The 19,081-nt window shown below is 33.0% G+C and carries 18 protein-coding genes; 14 read left to right on the top strand and 4 right to left on the bottom strand.

Translation table 11 applies throughout. The features are described from left to right. The first annotated feature begins 18 nt into the window (after positions 1-18). The 9 genes from atpA to ASD98_RS18345 all read left to right on the top strand — a co-directional run bounded on the left by atpA (position 19) and on the right by ASD98_RS18345 (position 10,208). The gene (gene atpA, locus ASD98_RS18385; protein ID WP_017496872.1) at positions 19-1,596 is read left to right on the top strand and encodes a F0F1 ATP synthase subunit alpha; all 1,578 of its coding nucleotides are present in this window, start codon (positions 19-21) and stop codon (positions 1,594-1,596) included. 90 nt (positions 1,597-1,686) lie between these two features. Beyond that, positions 1,687-2,547, top strand: coding sequence for an ATP synthase F1 subunit gamma (atpG, locus tag ASD98_RS18380; protein WP_056207159.1), 861 nt, complete (start codon positions 1,687-1,689; stop codon positions 2,545-2,547). 588 nt (positions 2,548-3,135) lie between these two features. Continuing rightward, complete coding sequence (locus tag ASD98_RS18375; RefSeq protein ID WP_056207157.1) at positions 3,136-3,582, top strand: GNAT family N-acetyltransferase; 447 nt, start codon at positions 3,136-3,138, stop codon at positions 3,580-3,582. Between the two features lie 94 nt (positions 3,583-3,676). Continuing rightward, entirely contained in the window at positions 3,677-5,137 is a 1,461-nt protein-coding gene (locus ASD98_RS18370) for a lipopolysaccharide biosynthesis protein (protein ID WP_056207155.1), read from the top strand. Between the two features lie 29 nt (positions 5,138-5,166). Next, complete coding sequence (gene dut / locus ASD98_RS18365) at positions 5,167-5,601, top strand: dUTP diphosphatase (protein ID WP_053472973.1); 435 nt, start codon at positions 5,167-5,169, stop codon at positions 5,599-5,601. Positions 5,602-5,737: 136 nt separating this feature from the next. After that, a complete protein-coding gene (locus ASD98_RS18360) occupies positions 5,738-6,754 on the top strand; it encodes a sugar phosphate nucleotidyltransferase (RefSeq protein ID WP_056207153.1) in 1,017 nt (338 codons plus the stop codon). A gap of 40 nt (positions 6,755-6,794) precedes the next feature. Next, positions 6,795-8,141: a lipopolysaccharide assembly protein LapB gene (locus ASD98_RS18355; protein WP_056207151.1), complete on the top strand. Its 1,347-nt coding sequence runs from the start codon at positions 6,795-6,797 to the stop codon at positions 8,139-8,141. A 12-nt stretch (positions 8,142-8,153) separates the two neighbouring features. Further along, entirely contained in the window at positions 8,154-8,933 is a 780-nt protein-coding gene (locus ASD98_RS18350; RefSeq protein ID WP_056207149.1) for a DUF4292 domain-containing protein, read from the top strand. A 24-nt stretch (positions 8,934-8,957) separates the two neighbouring features. Next, positions 8,958-10,208, top strand: coding sequence for a murein hydrolase activator EnvC (locus ASD98_RS18345; RefSeq protein WP_056207147.1), 1,251 nt, complete (start codon positions 8,958-8,960; stop codon positions 10,206-10,208). Positions 10,209-10,239: 31 nt separating this feature from the next. Here the strand turns inward: ASD98_RS18345 and ASD98_RS18340 are convergent, their stop codons facing one another. After that, entirely contained in the window at positions 10,240-10,659 is a 420-nt protein-coding gene (locus tag ASD98_RS18340; RefSeq protein WP_056207145.1) for a CBS domain-containing protein, read from the bottom strand. A 205-nt stretch (positions 10,660-10,864) separates the two neighbouring features. Here ASD98_RS18340 and rbfA point away from each other — a divergent pair, with 205 nt between their 5' ends. The 5 genes from rbfA to ASD98_RS18315 all read left to right on the top strand — a co-directional run bounded on the left by rbfA (position 10,865) and on the right by ASD98_RS18315 (position 14,934). Then, positions 10,865-11,257 (top strand): 30S ribosome-binding factor RbfA, encoded by a 393-nt coding sequence (gene rbfA, locus ASD98_RS18335; RefSeq protein ID WP_053472967.1) that lies wholly within the window; start codon positions 10,865-10,867, stop codon positions 11,255-11,257. Position 11,258: 1 nt separating this feature from the next. Beyond that, a complete protein-coding gene (locus ASD98_RS18330) occupies positions 11,259-12,458 on the top strand; it encodes an FtsX-like permease family protein (protein WP_056207143.1) in 1,200 nt (399 codons plus the stop codon). Positions 12,459-12,627: 169 nt separating this feature from the next. Continuing rightward, positions 12,628-14,055, top strand: a complete 1,428-nt coding sequence (locus ASD98_RS18325; RefSeq protein WP_056207141.1) for an MATE family efflux transporter — start codon at positions 12,628-12,630, stop codon at positions 14,053-14,055. Between the two features lie 96 nt (positions 14,056-14,151). Then, complete coding sequence (locus ASD98_RS18320; RefSeq protein WP_056207442.1) at positions 14,152-14,694, top strand: hypothetical protein; 543 nt, start codon at positions 14,152-14,154, stop codon at positions 14,692-14,694. A gap of 15 nt (positions 14,695-14,709) precedes the next feature. Continuing rightward, complete coding sequence (locus ASD98_RS18315) at positions 14,710-14,934, top strand: hypothetical protein (protein ID WP_056207139.1); 225 nt, start codon at positions 14,710-14,712, stop codon at positions 14,932-14,934. Between the two features lie 47 nt (positions 14,935-14,981). Here the strand turns inward: ASD98_RS18315 and dusB are convergent, their stop codons facing one another. The 3 genes from dusB to ASD98_RS18300 form a co-directional block, all read right to left on the bottom strand. Further along, a complete protein-coding gene (gene dusB, locus ASD98_RS18310; RefSeq protein ID WP_056207440.1) occupies positions 14,982-15,974 on the bottom strand; it encodes a tRNA dihydrouridine synthase DusB in 993 nt (330 codons plus the stop codon). A 148-nt stretch (positions 15,975-16,122) separates the two neighbouring features. Next, the gene (locus tag ASD98_RS18305; RefSeq protein ID WP_082577888.1) at positions 16,123-17,412 is read right to left on the bottom strand and encodes a phenylacetate--CoA ligase family protein; all 1,290 of its coding nucleotides are present in this window, start codon (positions 17,410-17,412) and stop codon (positions 16,123-16,125) included. Next, entirely contained in the window at positions 17,409-19,076 is a 1,668-nt protein-coding gene (locus ASD98_RS18300) for a C45 family peptidase (RefSeq protein ID WP_056207134.1), read from the bottom strand. Before ASD98_RS18300 ends, ASD98_RS18305 begins: the two co-directional genes overlap by 4 nt. Positions 19,077-19,081 lie beyond the last annotated feature (5 nt).

Here is a 19,081-nt window from a genome sequence, read left to right as displayed (position 1 = left end):
TCTAAATTATAAATTAAGATGGCGGAAATCAAACCTGCTGAAATTTCAGCAATATTAAGAAAGCAAGTAGAAGGTTTTGAATCTGGTGCTACGCTAGAGGAAGTAGGAACAGTACTTCAAGTTGGAGACGGTATTGCTCGTATTTACGGGTTATCGAATGTACAATATGGTGAGTTAGTTGAATTTGATAACGGACTTGAAGCTATTGTATTGAACCTTGAAGAAGACAATGTTGGTGTGGTACTTTTAGGACCATCAACAGGAATCAAAGAAGGATCAACAGCAAAAAGAACACAACGTATTGCTTCTCTTAAAGTAGGTGAGCAAATGGTAGGACGTGTAGTAAACACTCTTGGTTTTCCAATTGATGGAAAAGGGCCAATTGGTGGAGACTTATACGAAATGCCTTTAGAAAGAAAAGCTCCTGGAGTTATCTTCCGTCAGCCAGTTACTGAGCCATTACAAACAGGAGTAAAAGCAGTAGATGCTATGATCCCGGTTGGTCGTGGACAACGTGAGCTTGTTATTGGTGACCGTCAAACAGGTAAATCAACTGTTTGTATCGATACAATCTTAAATCAAAAAGAATTTTATGATGCAGGAAAACCTGTATTCTGTATATATGTTGCAATTGGGCAAAAAGCTTCAACTGTAGCAGGAATCGCTAAAATGTTAGAAGAAAAAGGTGCAATGGCTTATACAGTTATTGTTGCGGCAAATGCTTCTGATCCAGCTCCAATGCAAGTTTATGCTCCTTTCGCAGGTGCTGCAATTGGTGAATATTTTAGAGATTCAGGTCGTCCTGCACTTATTGTGTATGATGATTTATCTAAACAAGCTGTTGCTTACCGTGAGGTTTCTCTTTTATTAAGAAGACCACCGGGACGTGAGGCATATCCTGGAGACGTTTTTTACTTACACTCTCGTTTATTAGAGCGTGCTTGTAAAGTAATTGCTGATGATGGAATTGCTAAAAACATGAACGATTTACCAGATTCTATCAAGTCTATCGTAAAAGGTGGTGGTTCATTAACTGCTTTACCAATTATTGAAACTCAGGCTGGTGACGTTTCTGCATATATCCCAACAAACGTAATTTCGATTACAGATGGTCAGATTTTCCTTGATGGAGATTTGTTCAACTCTGGTGTTCGTCCTGCTATTAACGTAGGTATCTCTGTATCTCGTGTTGGAGGTAATGCTCAAATTAAATCAATGAAAAAAGTTTCTGGAACTTTAAAATTAGACCAGGCTCAATTCCGTGAATTAGAGGCTTTCGCTAAATTTGGTTCTGACTTGGATTCTGTTACTTTAAACGTAATTGAAAAAGGAAAAAGAAACGTTGAAATCTTGAAACAAGGTTTGAATGATCCTTATCCTGTTGAAAACCAAGTAGCTATTATTTATGCTGGTTCTAAAAACTTGTTAAGAAACGTTCCTGTAAATAAAGTAAAAGAATTTGAAGCTGATTTCTTAGCTTACTTAAATAGTAAACATAAAGATACGCTTAATGCGTTGAAAGCTGGTAAATTAGATGACAACATTACTGATGTTATCGAAAAAGCAGCAAAAGAAATTTCAGCAAAATATAACTAATTAGATAATTGGTAAATTAGATAATTAGAAAATGACTTATCATTGTTCTAATTATCTAATTTTCAAATTGTCACATTTTCTAATTAATAGATGGCAAATTTAAAGGAAATCCGTAATAGAATTACTTCCGTTTCATCGACGATGCAGATTACATCGGCTATGAAAATGGTTTCTGCTGCAAAGCTTAAGAAAGCACAAGATGCAATCACTGCAATGCGCCCTTATGCCGAGAAATTAACGGAGTTACTGCAAAATCTTTCTGCTACACTTGAAGGTGAAGTAGGAGGAGATTACACTACACAACGTGAAGTAAAAAAAGTATTGCTTGTTGCTATAACTTCTAACAGAGGTTTATGTGGTGCATTCAATTCAAATGTTATTAAAGAGATTAAGAATCGTACAGATTTTTATGCTGGGAAACAAGTTGATGTTTTTGCTATTGGTAAAAAAGGAAATGATGCTTTAAGTAAAACGCATAAAGTTCACGGACATCATAATGCGATTTTTGATCATTTAACTTTCGAAAATGTTGCTGGAATTGCAGATAATTTGACTGAAAAATTCTTGTCTGGAGAATATGACAGAATCGAATTAATCTACAATCAATTTAAAAATGCTGCAACTCAAATTGTTCAAACAGAACAGTTTTTGCCATTAGCACCTATTAAATCTGATGTTGCAGTTTCTGCTGGAGATTATATTTTCGAACCTTCAAAAGAAGAAATTGTTTTGACTTTAATTCCAAAGTCTTTAAAAACACAATTATACAAAGGTATTCGTGATTCATTTGCTTCTGAGCACGGTGCACGTATGACGGCTATGCACAAAGCAACTGACAACGCAACTGAATTAAGAAACCAATTGAAATTAACTTACAACAAAGCTCGTCAAGCAGCTATTACAAACGAAATCTTAGAGATCGTTGGTGGAGCTGAGGCTTTGAACGGATAATTAATTCATTCACATATAAAAAAATAGCCGACAAATATTTGTCGGCTATTTTTTTTGGAAGTTTTTCTTTTTTAAGAGTAGCTGTAAACAAGAAAATTTATAAAATGGTGATTCTCAATTTACCCAAAAATTGAGAATCAAATACCATTTTATAAAATTATTGACACAGATTTTATCACTCTGTTGCTTTGTCTTTCATGGGAACAAACTAGCTTTATCAATCCCAATGCTCTGTTTTTTTAAGGGTTACATTTCAGCAGAATCAATCCCTGTGCTTTGTCTTTTATGGGAACAAACTAGCTTTATCAATCCCAGTGCTCTGTTTTTTTAGGGTTACATTTCAGCAGAATCAATCCCTTGTGCTTTGTCTTTTATGGGAACAAACAAGCTTTATCAGTCCCAGTGCTTCCTTTTTTATAAGGGTTGTATTTAGCTTTCTCAATCCCTGTGAAACAAATTTAAGAAAAGACTGTCTAAAAAAAGTTACATAATTTTCAGCCTTAATTTATATATTTCACATGTTAGTGTGTTGTTAATTATATAACTTGCTTAAAAAAAACAATTAATTTTGAGTTATATTCTATCACTATGGCTTTACAAATACGCGAATTTACTACGATTGACGAAATGGTGGCTCAAATTGAAACCATCAGATTTTTATATCCCAATATAACTTTAGAAAAATACCAATCATTTCTTTCTGAAATGGTTCCACATAATTACATCCAGATTGGAGTTTTTGAAAATGAAGTTTGTTTGGGTATTACAGGATGTTGGTCAGCAACAAAATTATGGACGGGAAAATATCTCGAAATTGACAATTTTGTAGTAAATCCAGAATATCGTTCTAAAGGAATCGGAAAAATGCTTACAGATTATATTGAACAAAAAGCACTTGACTTAGGTTGCAGCAGTATTGTTTTGGATGCTTTCTCAGGAAATTTTGGTGCGCACCGATTTTATTATAATCAGGGATACGGTCCAAAAGGTTTTCATTTTGTGAAAGTTTTAGACGAAAATAAATTAACACATTAAAATTGTCGCTAAGTTTTTTTATTGAATCGTAAAAGGACCAATAAAACCAAAGAATTGGTTATTTTTGTTTTTCGAACTTTATTACTAAATTATTTTGGGATTATATAAAAATCTATTCAAACAAACTGCAATTTATGGACTGGCAACCGTTTTACCGCGAATGCTCAGTTTTTTATTGGTCAGATTATATACAGGTATTTTACCGACTGCCGAATATGGCGAAGTTTCGATTGTTTTGTCTTGGATGGTTTTCTTTAACGTAGTTCTTTCTTACGGAATGGAAACTGCTTTTTTTAGATTTTACAGTGCCGAGGAAGACAAAAAAAATGTAATCGCAACTTCTACAATATCAATATTCTGGTCATCAATAGGATTCTTGTTTGCGGCATTAATTTTTAGAAATACATTGGCAAACTGGGCCGAGGTAGATGCGCAGTATATTACCTATTCGGTTTGGATTTTAGTTTTAGATGCATTGGTTTTAGTGCCGTTTTCAAAATTAAGAGCAAATCAGCGGCCAATGGTTTATGCTGCTATTAAAATTGGAAATGTGGTAATTAATTTACTGCTTAATATTTTCTTTTTAATGTATCTGCCAAAACTTGCGGCTTCAAATCCTAATTCAGTTTGGGATAATTTATATGTAGAAAATTTCCAGATTGCTTACATTTTCATTGCTAATCTGCTGGCTAGTTTAGCAACTTTCATTGTACTTTCTCCAAATTATCTTTCGCTTGGACGAAAATTCGATCCGGTACTTTGGAAAAAAATGATGAAATATGGTCTGCCAATTTTAGTTGCCGGACTTGCATTTGCTGTTAATGAACATTTCGATAAAATCTTATTAGGATATTTACTTCCTGAAAATCTTGCAAAATCTGAAGTTGGAGCCTATTCTGCCTGTTATAAATTAGGTTTATTTATGGTTTTGTTTGCAACTGCTTTTAGATTAGGAATCGAACCTTTCTTTTTCAGCCATGCAAAAAACGAAAATGCACCTCAGACTTATGCTGTAATTACAAAATATTTTGTGATTTTGGGTTCGTTGATTTTATTAGGAGTTATTGTTTTTGCAGACATTCTTAAATATCTTTTATTAGACAATAAATCCTATTGGGAAGCCATGAAAGTGGTGCCCTTAATTATTTTGGCAAACTTCTTTTTAGGAATTTACAACAACTTATCGGTTTGGTATAAACTTACAGATCAAACAAAAATTGGTGCTTATATCTCAATTGTTGGAGCAATTGTAACCTTGGTTTTAAATTACTTTTTAATTCCAAAATACAGTTATTACGGATCTGCAATCGCAACGATTTCTGCTTATGGAAGTATGATGTTAATATCGTATGTTTTAGGAAACAAATATTATCCTATTCCTTACGACATGAATAAAATTTCGGCTTATTTAGGAATTTCAATTTTATTTTCGGCTATTTCTTTTTATGGATTTAGAGAAAATTATTTTGTTGGAATTCCGTTATTATTAGCCTTTATGTACTTTGTTTATCACAACGAAAAAGACACAATCAAAGGAATAATGAATAGAAAGTAAAAGTGCTTTTTTAATCTTTTATAATAAAAATGAAAATACAAATTATCAATAAATCACAACACGATTTACCAAATTACGAAACGATTGCTTCTGCAGGAATGGACTTGCGTGCCAATATTACAGAACCAATTACGTTAAAACCTTTAGAAAGAACAATTGTAAAAACAGGACTTTTTATTGAATTGCCAATTGGTTACGAAGCACAAGTTAGACCAAGAAGCGGATTGGCGGCAAAAAAAGGAGTTACGGTTTTAAATTCTCCAGGAACTGTTGATGCTGATTACAGAGGTGAAATAGGCGTGATTTTGGTAAATTTATCAAATGAAGAATTTGTAATCGAAAACGGAGAAAGAATTGCACAATTAATTATTGCCAAACACGAAAGAGCAGAATGGATTGAAGTTGAAGAGCTTACTGAAACTTCAAGAGGAGCAGGCGGATTTGGAAGTACTGGAGTGAAATAAGTTTTCAGTCTCAGTCTCATACAGTTTTTGTTGTACATATTCTAAGGCTGTAGAACTTCTGCAAATTTTTAAAAATTAAAACTTGAACTAACCAAACTGAAGGTTTTTTAAATCTTCCCATATAAAATAAAATTAGATGAAAATAATCGTACCAATGGCAGGTCGTGGATCAAGACTTCGCCCACATACTTTAACAGTGCCAAAACCATTAATTCCGGTTGCAGGAAAATCTATTGTTCACCGTTTAGTTGAAGATATTGCTAAAATATTAAAGCAGCCAATAGAAGAAGTTGCCTTTATTCTTGGAGACGAAGCATTTTTTGGAGATGATGTTGTTACAAGTCTGCAGGATTTGGCACAAGGTTTAGGAGCAAAAGCTTCAATATATCGTCAGGATTTACCTTTAGGAACCGGGCATGCTATTATGTGTGCAAAAGAATCACTGTCTGGACCAACAGTTATTGCTTACGCCGATACTTTAATTAGAGCCGATTTTGAATTAGATCCATCTGCCGATGCTGTAATTTGGGTAAAACAAGTTGATCAGCCAGAAGCTTTTGGAGTTGTAAAATTAAATCAAAACAATGAAATTATAGAATTGGTTGAAAAACCAAAAGAGTTTGTTAGTGATTTGGCCGTGATCGGGATTTATTATTTTAAAGAAGTTGGAGATCTAAAAAAAGAGCTTCAGGGAGTTTTAGACAATAACATCCAAAATGGAGGAGAATACCAAATTAACGACGGTATCAAAGCCATGATGGCAAACGGAAAAGTTTTTAAGACCGGAAGTGTTGACGAATGGATGGACTGTGGAAACAAAGATGTTACGGTTGAAACTAACAGCAGAATGTTAGGATTTTTACATAATGACGGAGAGCATTTAGTTGATTATAATGTAACGCTGGAAAATTCAACAATTATTCCACCATGTTATATTGGCGAAAATGTAGTATTGAAAAACACAACAGTTGGGCCAAATGTATCAATAGGAAAAGGCTGCCATGTAACCGACAGCTCTATTAAAAATAGCTTAATACAGACTAATTCTCAAATAAAAAATGCTAACTTAGATAATGCAATGATTGGAAATCATGTTAGTTATGATGGAAAATTTACAAGTATCAGCATTGGAGATTATTCGGTTTTAGAATAAAAAACAGATTCGTTTTAATTAAAAATGAAATTGTAAAAAGATGAAAAAAAGGGTTTTGATAATTTTATTTTTTGCTTTACTAGGCAATTCAGCTTCGGTTTTCGCGCAGACGGAACCGGAAGATATTGCTTTGGCACCAGATGAATATCAAGACGCTTTTTACGAATCTTTGAAACAAAAAGGAATTGAAAATTACGATAAAGCTATAGCATCTTTAGAAAAATGCATCAAAATAAAACCTTCTGATGCTGTCGCTTATTTTGAAGTTGGAAAAAATTACCTGGCACTTAAAGAATATCAAAATGCTCAAAATGCATTTGAAAAAGCCACGCAGTTAAATCCAAAAAATAAATGGTATTGGCTGGGAATTTACGACGTAAGTTACGAAACCAAAAACTATCCGCTGGCGATAGAAACGATTCAGAAAATTATTGTTTTTGATGAAGAATATAAAGACGATTTGATCTCGTTATATATGCTTACAAATCAATATGATAAAGCACTTGTAACGATTAACGAAATGAATGATAAATTCGGAAAATCAGAAGATCGTGATCGTTATAAAACGCAGATTTTATCGCAGGGGAAATATCAAAATGCAGAGATTTCAAATTTAATTGAACAGATTAAAAAGAATCCCAAAGAAGAATCAAACTATGTTAATCTGATTTTTTTATATTCAAAATCAGAAGAGACAGATAAGGCTTTGGATGTTGCAAAACAACTGGCAAAAGAAATTCCAGATTCTGAATGGGGGCAGGTAAGTTTGTTCAAAAGTTATTTAGATGCAAATCAGGCAGACAAAGCCATTAAGTCGATGAATGTAATTTTGTCAAGTTCAAAAATTGATTTAAAAATTAAGCATCGAACTTTAAATGAGTTTTTGATTTATGTAAATAAAAATCCGCAATATGCTCCGGATTTAGAAAAAGCTATTTCTTATTTTGACAATGATAAAGAGGTTGACGTTGCTAAAGAAATTGGAAAATTTTATCATAGCAAAAACCAGTTTGAAAACGCTATTAAATATTACGAAAAAGATTTAATCACCAATTCAGACACAGATCGTGAAACTAATTTGCTTTTGCTTGACGCTTATGCTCAGGCAAAACAATTTGCACCAATGACAAAAAGAGCTATGACGATGATCGAAGTTTATCCAAGCCAGCCTCAATTTTATTATTATGCAGGTTTAGGAAGCAATCAGTTACAGCAATTTAAAAATGCAAAAACCGTTTTAGAAATGGGACTTGATTATGTTGTTGATGATAAAAAACTAGAGGCAAATTTTAATATTCAATTGGGAGAGGCATATAATGGATTAGGAGATGCTAAGAAAAAAGAGGAATACTTTTTGAAGGCAAATGAATTATTAAAAAAGAAGTAAGGAGAAATTAAGATGAAAAAATATATTATAATAGTATTAATGTCGGTTTTTATGATTTCGTGTAAATCAAAAGCTGTTGCTGTTCAAAACAATAATACTACCGAAGTTGTTGCGAAAAAAGACAATAAAGCAATCGAAAAACATTACGAAAACAAATTAGACTTTTCGACTTTAAGTATAAAAGCCAGCGCAAGATATGAAGACGAAAAGCAAAGTCAGAATGTTACAGCCGATATAAAAATAGAGAAAGACAAACAGATTTTAATAAGTGTTAGATTTCTGGGAATTACAATGGCGAAAGCCTTGATAACTCCAACATCAGTAAGTTATTACGAAAAAATAAAAGGAACTTATTACGAAGGAGATTTTAGCAGTTTAAGCGAATGGCTTGGTACTGAATTGGATTATAATAAAGTTCAGAATTTATTGATTGGAGAAGCTTTTGATGATTTACGAAAAGGAAATTATACACAGACAATTGTAGAAAACCTTTTCCGTTTAGAAGATCAAAAAAATCAAAAGATTCAAAAAGTATTTTATTTAGATCCTGAAAAATATTTAGTACAAAAAGAAGAGATTTCTCAGCCATCTGAAAATATAAAACTAGAAATTAATTATTCTGATACTAAAACATTCAGTCAGGGAACTGTCCCAACAACATTGATAATTAATGCATTGCAGCCAAAAGGAACAACCAATATTAATTTGAATTATAACAATATATCATTTAACGAAGAACTTTCTTTTCCGTATAGTGTGCCAAGCGGTTATAAAAAAGTTTTAATTAAGTAAATTTGTAAAAAGAAAAATAGAAAGATGCCAAAATTTCTCCTAAGCCTAATTTTTGTTTGCGCCACGACTTTTGTCTGGGCACAAGATTCGCAGCAAGAAAAACTTGAACAGCGCAAAGCGCAGATTCTTCAGGAAATAAAAGACAACGAAAAAATGCTGCAGTCTGTAAGGAAAAAAGAAAAATCAGCAGTAAATGAATATTTAATTCAGGCAAATAAAATTAAGCTTAAAGAAAAACTGATCAATACAACAGCAAAGCAGGAAAGAATTTTAAGCAACGACATGTATATTAACCAGGTTCAGGTTAATAAGCTGAAAAAAGAATTGGCGGTTTTAAAAGAAGATTACGCAAAAATGATCTTGAAATCGTACAAAAGCCGTTCTGAGCAAAGCAGGGCGATGTTTATTTTATCTTCAGAAAGTTTTTTACAAGCTTATAAAAGAGCACAATATTTAAAACAATATACGAATTTCAGAAAAAACCAAGGTTTAGAAATTCAGTCTAAAACGGCACAATTAGTTGATTTTAATTCAAAACTAGACGGGCAGAGAAAGGTTAAGAAAAAAATTATTGTTGAAAACCAAAAAGAAAAACAAAGTTTAGAAGTAGAGAAAAAAGAACAGCAAAAACTTGTTAATGCGATTAAAAAAGATAAAAACAGAATCGCTTCTGATATTAGAGCAAAACAAAGCGAATCAAAAAGAATTGACAGACAAATTGATCGTTTGATTCGTGAAGCAATTGCCGAAGCAAACAGAAAAGCGGCACTAGAAAAAGCTAAAGAAAATCCTGGGTCTACAACTGTAAAGCCAGTTTCATCTTCTAAAATCGCAATGACTCCGGAAGATAAAGTTTTAGCAGCTGATTTTAAAGCAAATAAAGGAAGACTGCCTTGGCCGGTAGAAAAAGGATTTATTTCGTTAGGTTATGGAGATCAGCAGCATCCGCTTTATCCAGATATAAAAGTTCACAATTCAGGAATTGAAATTACGACAGAAGATGGTGCAAATGCAAGATCTGTATTTGCCGGTGAAGTTTTTAGTGTAATGGTTTTATCTCCTGTAAATACGGTAGTTATGATACAGCACGGAGATTACTTTAGCGTTTACCAAAACCTGAGCAAAGTGTTTGTAAGCAAAGGAGAAAAAGTTTCTATCAAACAAAATATTGGAAAAGTAAGAACCAGCGGTGATTCGGGAAAAACGGTCATCAAGTTTTTGATTCTTCAAAACACAACAAATTCCGATCCTGAAAATTGGTTACAAAACAGATAATAAAAAGGGAGCTATAAGCTCCCTTTTTTCATTAATCATATTGTTCTAAAAAATATTTAATAACATCAGTTGTGGTTACAATCCCTTTCAGTTCTCCGTTGTCTACAACCGGAAGAGCGTGAAATTCTTCTTTTACAAATGTCGATGCCAAATCTTTAATAATAGTGTCCGAAGAAAGAGTTTTAGGCTTTGATGTCATAACCTGAGGAATGGTAAGCATATCCAAAATAGCTTCATCAACACCATCTTGCCCATCAAACAAAGCACTAAAAGTAAGACGGTTAACATCGGTACGGCTGATAATACCAACAACCTCTTTGCCGTTTACAACAGGAATATGTCGAATAGAATTCGATTTTAGTTTTTCTACTACTTTTCTTAAATCGTCATTTTGATTTACAGTCACCACTGTTTTAGTCATGATGTGACTAATTGGTTCTCTTTTTTTCATAATAGATCAGTTTTATATTTACATCAAATATGTAGAATAATTCTGATAAATAGCATGACCTTTATCAGCTTTTAAAGAATTAAAAACTTGATAAATAGATGTTTTTTTCAGAGCCAAATACTAAAAAGCAGTACGAAATCTCAATATTAATTCTTTACTTAATTTGAAATTGCATCGAATGAATTTAAAATAGTATTTTTGCACTATGGAAACAAATAGACAGAAAAAAATAGGCAGCGTCATCCAAAAAGATTTGGTTGATATTCTGCAAGGTGAAGTGCGAAAAAATGGAGTTAGCAATTTGGTAATTTCAGTATCCAAAGTTAGTGTAACCTCAGATTTATCTGTGGCAACGGTATATTTAAGCATTTTTCCTCAAGAAAAAGCAAAGGAAACTTTAGAAGGAATAAAATCAAATACAACTTTAATAAAACATGATTTGTCGCAACGTGTTCGTCTTCAATTGCGTCGTGTGCCAAATTTGGTTTTCTTTATCGATGACTCATTAGATTATATCGAAAAAATTGACAATGCATTAGCAAACAGAGAAAACCCAATTGAAAACCGTGATCTTTTAGAAAAAAGAAGAAAATCATAAATTGAATTTCCCATTTTACATAGCCAAACGTTATCTTTTCAGCCTTAGTAAAAATAACGCTATTAATATCATCAATTTAATTGCCAGTATGGGAATTATTGTTGGTACAATGGCTTTGTTTGTGGTTTTATCTGTTTTTAGCGGATTAAAAGTTTTCAGTCTTTCGTTTACAAATGAGATTGATCCAGATTTAAAAATGACAAGTACGTACGGAAAATCATTTTTAATTTCACCCCAGCAGGAAAAGCAGCTTAAAGAAATGAAAGATGTTGCCTATTATACTAAAATTATTGAAGAACGAGTTTTGTTCTTGTTTAAAGACAAACAACACGTTACTTATTTAAAAGGAGTTGACAGTATCTACCCGGTTGTAAACGACATTAAAGTAAAACTTTTTAATGGACAATGGTTAAAACCAGATTCTTATCAAGTTGTTATTGGTTACGGAATCGCACAGGATTTTTCGCTGGGAATTCTTGATTTCGAAAATCCATTACAGATATTTGCCCCAAAACCCGGAAAAGGAGCAATCGACAATGCCGAGGAAGCATTTAATAAAACAGATGTTTTACCCGTCGGAATTTATTCAATCAGCGAAGATTTAGATTCAAAATATGTTTTTGCAGATTTAGGTTTAACACAGGAATTATTGATGTATAAGCCAAATCAAATTTCGGGAATCGAATTTAAGTTAAAACAAAACGCAGATGAAAATGTGGTTAATGCGCAGCTTAAAAAGATTTTTAATAATAAAGTTACTTTAAAGAATAGGGAACAATTGAATGAGTCCTTATATAAAATGCTCAATACCGAAAATATCGCGGTTTATTTAATTTTTACACTTGTAATTATTGTTGCACTTTTCAATTTGATTGGAGCTTTAATTATGATGATTTTAGACAAGAGAGCAAATTTGAAAACGCTTTTTAATCTTGGAACAGAAATAAGCAGTCTAAGAAAAATTTTCATATTACAAGGAACTTTACTTAGTGTTTTTGGAGGATTAATAGGGCTTTATTATGGAACGATATTAGTCACATTACAGCAAAAATACGGACTAATTATGATCACGCCAACTTTGGCTTATCCGGTCGTTTTTACATTAGAAAATGTGCTTATCGTAATGGCAACAATTATCTCTTTGGGATTTATCGCTTCCTTAATTGCCAGCAGTCGTGTAAGTAAAAAGTTATTAGATTAATTTTTTCTTTCAAAATATTACTTATATTTACCGACTTGAAAATCTACAGCATATGATTGTTTCTGCCTAATCCTATTTTATTTTAAAAAATAATTAGGATACTTACATTTTTACTTTTTCAGTTCAGATAAAACATCTGGACCATTTTTATTATTTATCCTAACATATCATGACAGAAACAACTATACAGAAAAGCTTCTTTTCTAAATTTTTTACCACTTTAAAACAAGCCTTAAAAGGCGACGAATCATTTGATTATACAGCTGGAAGTATAAAGAAAGCCGTAATTCTATTAGCTATTCCGATGGTTTTAGAAATGATGATGGAATCGGTTTTTGCATTAGTCGATTTGTATTTTGTCGGACATTTGGAGCATAGCAGTTTTGCTATTCAAACTGTTGGCTTGACAGAATCTGTTTTGACTATAATATATTCTCTTGCAATTGGAATGAGCATGGCAGCAACAGCAGTTGTCGCAAGACGTATTGGAGAAAAAGATCCGGTCGCCGCTGCAAAAGCCGGAATGCAGGCTATAATTGTAGCATTTGCAGTTAACGCTGTCCTAAGTGTTTTCGGAATTATTTATGCAAAAGATATTCTGCTTTTGATGGGCGCTTCTGTGGATGCTGCCGAACATGGTTTCAGATTCACGCAGATAATGATTGGCTCAAGTTTATGCATTATGCTCTTATTCTTGATTAACGGAATTTTCCGCGGTGCCGGAAATGCCGCAATTGCAATGAAAAGTCTTTGGATAGCCAACATTTGTAATATTATTTTATGTCCGATTTTAATTAACGGTCTTGGGCCAATTCCTGCTTTTGGATTAGTTGGTGCTGCAATTGCAACAAGTTTAGGAAGAAGCATAGGAGTTTTATATCAGGTTTATCACTTGTTTTTTGGAAACGGAATTTTAAAAATTAAAATAGCCTATTTCGCTCCAGACTTTAAACAAATAAAAGCTTTGGTTAAGATTGCCGCACCGGGAATTTTGCAGTTTGTAATTGCATCATGCAGCTGGATTTTCCTAGCACAATTAGTAGCAACAACCGGTGGCGATCATGGTTCAGCAGGATACCAAACGGCATTGAGAATTATGATGTTTTTTATTCTTCCCGCTTGGGGATTGAGTAATGCCGCAGCGACTTTGGTTGGGCAGAATTTAGGAGCAAAACAAATTGAACGTGCAGAAAAATCTGTTTATACGACGGCAAGATATAACGTAATTTTCATGGCTTCGATTATGGTTATTACTTTAGGCTTTAGCCAATATATTATTTCATTTTTTACTAATGATGAAATGGTTAAAACCATTGCGGTCGAAGCGCTGCAAATTATGAGCATCGGATTTATCTTTTATGGAATTGGGATGGTTTTGATCAATACTTTCAACGGAGCAGGAGATACCTGGACACCAACCGGAATAAATTTCTTTGGGTTTTGGCTATTCCAAATCCCGCTTGCATATGTATTAGCGAAACATTTTAATATGGGACCAACTGGGGTTTTCATTGCAATTCCCGTTGCCGAAACCGCTATTACTTTAGCTGGAATCTTTTTCTATAAAAAAGGAAAGTGGAAAAGAGTTCAAGTGTAATAAAAATAAAAAGCCTTCAATTTGAAGGCTTTTTTTATTTGTAAGAAATTTATATTAAATTTGTTTTTTTTGTTTTTGATTGAATTTAATATTTTTATGATTAAAATTAATTTAGAAAATACCTTTGAAGCTAAATATGTAAGTCCCAGTTTTGATCAATATATTTTTGAATCTCTATTAAAAGATAGAACAATAATTCAGCTTAAAGTTAAGTTTACCAACATTGCCGAATCCTTATTGCCCAATGTTTACAATTTAGCTTTTGGTCCATTTGATGTAAATGGAAAAATTAATGATTCTATAAATCTTAAACATAATGATAGTAATAAAGTTTTCTCTACAATTATCTTGTTTTCTATAACTTTTTTAAAAAACAACCCTCATACTTCGATTGGTATTGATGGCTCAGATGATTTACGAGCAAATCTATATCATCGAATGTTTAGATATAATTACAAAGATTTAAAAGATTTTTTAGTGATTATCGGAGTAGATTGGTATGTGAGATTACTTCGAAATGGTACAATTGAATTAGATAATAATGGATCGGCGTTTTTTAAACCAAAACCAGAATCTTTTGATTTTCAAAGAAAAACTAATGATCTTTATAGATACTATATGTTTAATTTAAATCAATAATGTTTAAATTTGCTTATGAAAGATTCTATTCAAAATAAGATTAATAAAATTCAGGAAATTGCTTTAGCTTCTGCTTCTGAGAAAAACATTGCTGATGACATAGATGTTGCAGAATCAAATTATAGTGATAATTTGACTAAATCAATTCGAAATAAAAAAGAAGCTGAATTATTTTTTTCTGAGTTAAAATCAGCTATTGATCTGGCTAAAAGAAATTCTGCAAGAAATGTTTTAGAGTAAAAATATATAAAAAAGACCTTCAATATTGAAGGTCTTTTTTATATATTTTAAACAAACTCATATCCAGCATAAACCTGTTCGATTTCTTTCATAATTTCGAATAAATCTTCTGGAGCATCAGTCGTAACTAATTTCTGTTTGAATTCTTTAAAAGAATGAATCCCTTTAAAATAGTTGGTATAATGGCGGCGCATTTCTACAATTCCCAAACGTTCGCCTTTCCAATCCATTGACCATTGCAAATGATTTCTCGCAGCTTCAACACGATCGATAACCGTTGGAGCAGGTAAGTGTTCGCCTGTTTTAAAATAATGCTTGATTTCGTTAAAAATCCACGGATAACCAATTGCCGCACGGCCAATCATAATACCATCGATTCCGTATTCATTTTTATATTTTAATGCTTTTTCAGGGCTGTCGATATCACCGTTTCCGAAAATAGGCATAGTAATTCTTGGGTTGTTTTTTACACGTGCAATGTGCGACCAGTCAGAATGACCTTTGTACATTTGAGCACGGGTTCTGGCGTGAATTGTCAAAGCCTGAACTCCGATATCCTGAAGTCTTTCTGCAACTTCATCAATATTAATAGAGCTTTCATCCCAGCCTAAACGCGTTTTTACTGTTACAGGCAAATCGGTACTTCGAATAACTGCTTTTGTTAAGCGTACCATCAAATCGACATCTTTCAAAACTCCGGCACCGGCACCTTTACAAACTACCTTTTTTACCGGACATCCAAAATTAATATCTACTAAATCTGGTTTTACGGTAGAAACAATTTTAGACGAAAGCGCCATAGCTTCTTCATCACCACCAAAAATCTGAATTCCAACTGGACGTTCATAATCAAAAATATCCAGTTTCATGCGGCTTTTTATAGCATCACGAATTAATCCTTCCGACGAAATAAATTCAGAATACATCATGTCAGCACCATGCGTTTTGCATAATCTGCGAAACGGCGGATCACTAACATCTTCCATCGGTGCGAGTAATAAAGGAAATTCGGGTAATTCTATGTTGCCAATCTTGACCATCTTCATAATTTTTTGCAAAATTACAACATTTAGTTCAATTTGTACCAAATTGAGGTTCAAAGGTTCAGAGCGACAAAGGTTCAAAGGTTTTATATCAGCCTTTTAAAAACCTTTGTCCCTTTGAATCTTTGCAACTTAGTACCTTATATTAAGTTCTATAATCAAAAAAACGAATTGGTTTGCGGCTCATCGGATTAAAAACTAAAGGATTTAAAGTTTCTTTTGAGGCAAATTCTATTTTTGGAGTTACTCTTAATTTTGCTCTAAAGTGATCCTTAATTTCCTGTAAAAATTCTGGAGTTTGATTTTTAACAGCAATTTTTATCACGATTTCATCAGTGCCTAAATCGTTTGTAGAGATTTCAATAATATGATTTTCGATATTGTCAAATCCGCTTAAAACATCGTTCATCGCAGGCGGATAAAGCGTTGTTCCTTTGTATTTTATCATTTGCTTTTTACGGCCAATAACCGGGCCGACACGAAAAGTATTTCTTCCGCACTTGCAAGGTTCATTATGAAGCTGAACAATATCTCCGGTTTTAAAACGGAGTAAAGGCATCGCTTCAATACCTAAAGTTGTAAAAGTAAGTTCGCCCGTTTCTCCGTCTTTAACAGGTAAATTATTTTCATCTAAAACTTCAACAATGATTAATTCCGGATGGTGATGTCCACCATTTTCATGTTCACATTCTGTAAAAGCTGTGCTCATTTCGGTAGATGCATAAGTCGAAAACAATTTAATATTCCATTTATCGGTGATTTTTTTCGATAAAATATTCATTGAAAAATCCTGGTCTCGCAAAGATTCTCCAATGCAAATTGCGCCTTTTATGCTCGAATTATTATAATCGATTCCGTGAATTTCGGCGTATTCAATCAACTTTAATAAAAAGGACGGAACGGTAATTAAATAACTCGGGTTGTATTTTAAAATCGAATCCCATTGCATTTCCGGAATTCCGGCACCAACTCGAATCACGCCAACTTTCAATTTTCGAAGCCCAAGAAAATAAGCCAAACCAGCCATAAATTTTCTGTCGATTGTGGTCATTAACTGTACAACATCACCTTCTGCAATTCCGGCGCAGGCAAATGATATTGCTTCGTTGTAAGCTAATCGATCCAAATCAGAATCGGTTAAACCAAAAGTTACAGGATCGCCTAAAGTTCCTGAAGTAGAGGCATAGTCAATAATTTTATTTTGCGGAACACACACAAAATCATCATTATATTGCTGCAAATCTTCTTTTGTAGTAACAGGCAGAAATTGTAAATCTTTAAGGGTTTTAATTTTCGAGATATCAATATTTTGTCCGGCAAAAAGTCTTTTATAAAAAGGAGAATTTTGACTAATATATTCTAAAAGTTCTGATAGTTTTTTTTCTTGAAAAATTTTAATTTCTTCTAAAGAATTTTTTTCTATTGCTGGAATCATTTTAATTTTCTTTTGATTTTTTTTAAATATTTTTCAATTTTTTCTTTTTCAGGCAGCGTCGTAATTTCTTTGGTCAAAGCTTTTTCAAAATTAAGTTTTGCCTGCTGAAAATCTTTTATTTGGTAAAAGTACAATCCTGCTTTATAATATACAACCCAATAATCAGGGTTTAATGATTGATAGTTTTGAATGAATTCTGGAGAAATCGATTCTTTATTTTCAAGAAACGAATCTATTTTATGATCTTCAATTTTGAATTTTTTATAATTGCGAAAAGCGGCTGTCTCTAAAAACGGATCTTTGGCAATATTTAAATTTTCTTTTTGAAAAGAATTTATCGAATCATTTTTTCTTTCGCCAAAAACGGAATTCAAATCATAACAAACAAATTCGCCCAATTGATACGGATTTGCCGAAACCCAAACTAATTTTTCTTTCGGTTTAAAAATAATTCCGTGATGCGCCATTAATTGGTTTAACGCTTTTTCAGAACCGTAACCAAGCGGAATATCTTTCAAGCCATTTTTATTTCGAAGAATTTCCGAAGCAATTTCTGGATTTACTTTTGGGTTTTCTGCCAGAAGTTCTTGCATTCTTTCAAAGCGATATTCAGAATGACTGTTTACAATTTGTTCCTGATTCCGTTTATCAGCTGCAAAAGCTTCTCCCTGAAAATGATTCGAACAAATTAACTGATCGCTGTTTGGAGCATCGTAAACGTCCATTTTTTCAGGAGAAACTTCAATTAAAATCGCTTTGTTATCATTGGCGCTTCCCACCATTATCGATTCAGAAACAAATACTTTTCTTTTTTTTGCAATCGAAATGGCTTCGTCTATGTTTTTGGCATGCTGTAAAATTTCGCGTGTCAAAATCGAAATTGGTGTTTTTGCACTAAGCGGAATTTTAGATTTCGAAGCATTAATCGTCACCGTTAAACCTTCCTGATTCATTCCAGAGACAGCACCAACCATTCCCGGCCAGGTGACCATCATAAATTTGTAACCTGCTTTCGGATTTATAAACGCCACAATTTTATTTTCCGCGAAAGCGTCATTTACATAAAAATCAAAATTGCGTCCGAGAATTAAATTTCCATCTTCCGATTTTTCATTCCAGGCCGCAAAAGACGAGCAGCCAACCAAAGCCAAATCTTGTAAAGCATGGCCAATATCGTGCGCCGCATGAAGGTATAAACCACGCTGATATTTGGGCGCAATGTTATTTAATTCATCCGAAGTGTATTCAGAAACGCCATAAATTTCTGTTTGATATTCTTCAGGAACATTCAAATATAATTTTCGATTGTACCATTTTAGAAATTGACGGAGTATTTTCTGCTGAAAACCAGACGGAATAAAATCTTTTACTTTGGAGAAAAAAATGCGCTGCTGGTTTTTTAAAAGAGAATCGGTTAAAGCTCCGGTGTTTAAACCAATTTCCAGCGGATCGCCTTCGGCATACAGTTCCCAGATGCCTTGTTTATTTTTTAAAAGAGAATTTTTTCCGGAGATAAATACAGAATCAGATTTTTTTACAACGATTGGTTTTGCCGAATTATAGTGAGAAAGATCCGGTTTATGGTGCATTGATTTTGATGTTCCGCAAGAAACAAACAATAGTAGAAAACCGATAAAGAAGAAAAGTAAGATTCGGTTTTTCATGATTT

The organism is Flavobacterium sp. Root186 (assembly GCF_001428525.1).
GTDB lineage: Bacteria > Bacteroidota > Bacteroidia > Flavobacteriales > Flavobacteriaceae > Flavobacterium.
This window is presented reverse-complemented; position numbering and strand designations above follow the sequence as displayed.

Excerpts from the sequence above, each read along its gene's own strand:
- atpA (WP_017496872.1), top strand. The coding sequence starts at position 19 with ATGGCGGAAATCAAACCTGCTGAAATTTCAGCAATATTAAGAAAGCAA.
- atpG (WP_056207159.1), top strand. The coding sequence starts at position 1,687 with ATGGCAAATTTAAAGGAAATCCGTAATAGAATTACTTCCGTTTCATCG.
- ASD98_RS18375 (WP_056207157.1), top strand. The coding sequence starts at position 3,136 with ATGGCTTTACAAATACGCGAATTTACTACGATTGACGAAATGGTGGCT.
- dut (WP_053472973.1), top strand. The coding sequence starts at position 5,167 with ATGAAAATACAAATTATCAATAAATCACAACACGATTTACCAAATTAC.
- ASD98_RS18360 (WP_056207153.1), top strand. The coding sequence starts at position 5,738 with ATGAAAATAATCGTACCAATGGCAGGTCGTGGATCAAGACTTCGCCCA.
- ASD98_RS18355 (WP_056207151.1), top strand. The coding sequence starts at position 6,795 with ATGAAAAAAAGGGTTTTGATAATTTTATTTTTTGCTTTACTAGGCAAT.
- ASD98_RS18350 (WP_056207149.1), top strand. The coding sequence starts at position 8,154 with ATGAAAAAATATATTATAATAGTATTAATGTCGGTTTTTATGATTTCG.
- ASD98_RS18345 (WP_056207147.1), top strand. The coding sequence starts at position 8,958 with ATGCCAAAATTTCTCCTAAGCCTAATTTTTGTTTGCGCCACGACTTTT.
- ASD98_RS18340 (WP_056207145.1), bottom strand. The coding sequence starts at position 10,659 with ATGAAAAAAAGAGAACCAATTAGTCACATCATGACTAAAACAGTGGTG.
- rbfA (WP_053472967.1), top strand. The coding sequence starts at position 10,865 with ATGGAAACAAATAGACAGAAAAAAATAGGCAGCGTCATCCAAAAAGAT.
- ASD98_RS18325 (WP_056207141.1), top strand. The coding sequence starts at position 12,628 with ATGACAGAAACAACTATACAGAAAAGCTTCTTTTCTAAATTTTTTACC.
- ASD98_RS18320 (WP_056207442.1), top strand. The coding sequence starts at position 14,152 with ATGATTAAAATTAATTTAGAAAATACCTTTGAAGCTAAATATGTAAGT.
- ASD98_RS18315 (WP_056207139.1), top strand. The coding sequence starts at position 14,710 with ATGAAAGATTCTATTCAAAATAAGATTAATAAAATTCAGGAAATTGCT.
- dusB (WP_056207440.1), bottom strand. The coding sequence starts at position 15,974 with ATGGTCAAGATTGGCAACATAGAATTACCCGAATTTCCTTTATTACTC.
- ASD98_RS18305 (WP_082577888.1), bottom strand. The coding sequence starts at position 17,412 with ATGATTCCAGCAATAGAAAAAAATTCTTTAGAAGAAATTAAAATTTTT.
- ASD98_RS18300 (WP_056207134.1), bottom strand. The coding sequence starts at position 19,076 with ATGAAAAACCGAATCTTACTTTTCTTCTTTATCGGTTTTCTACTATTG.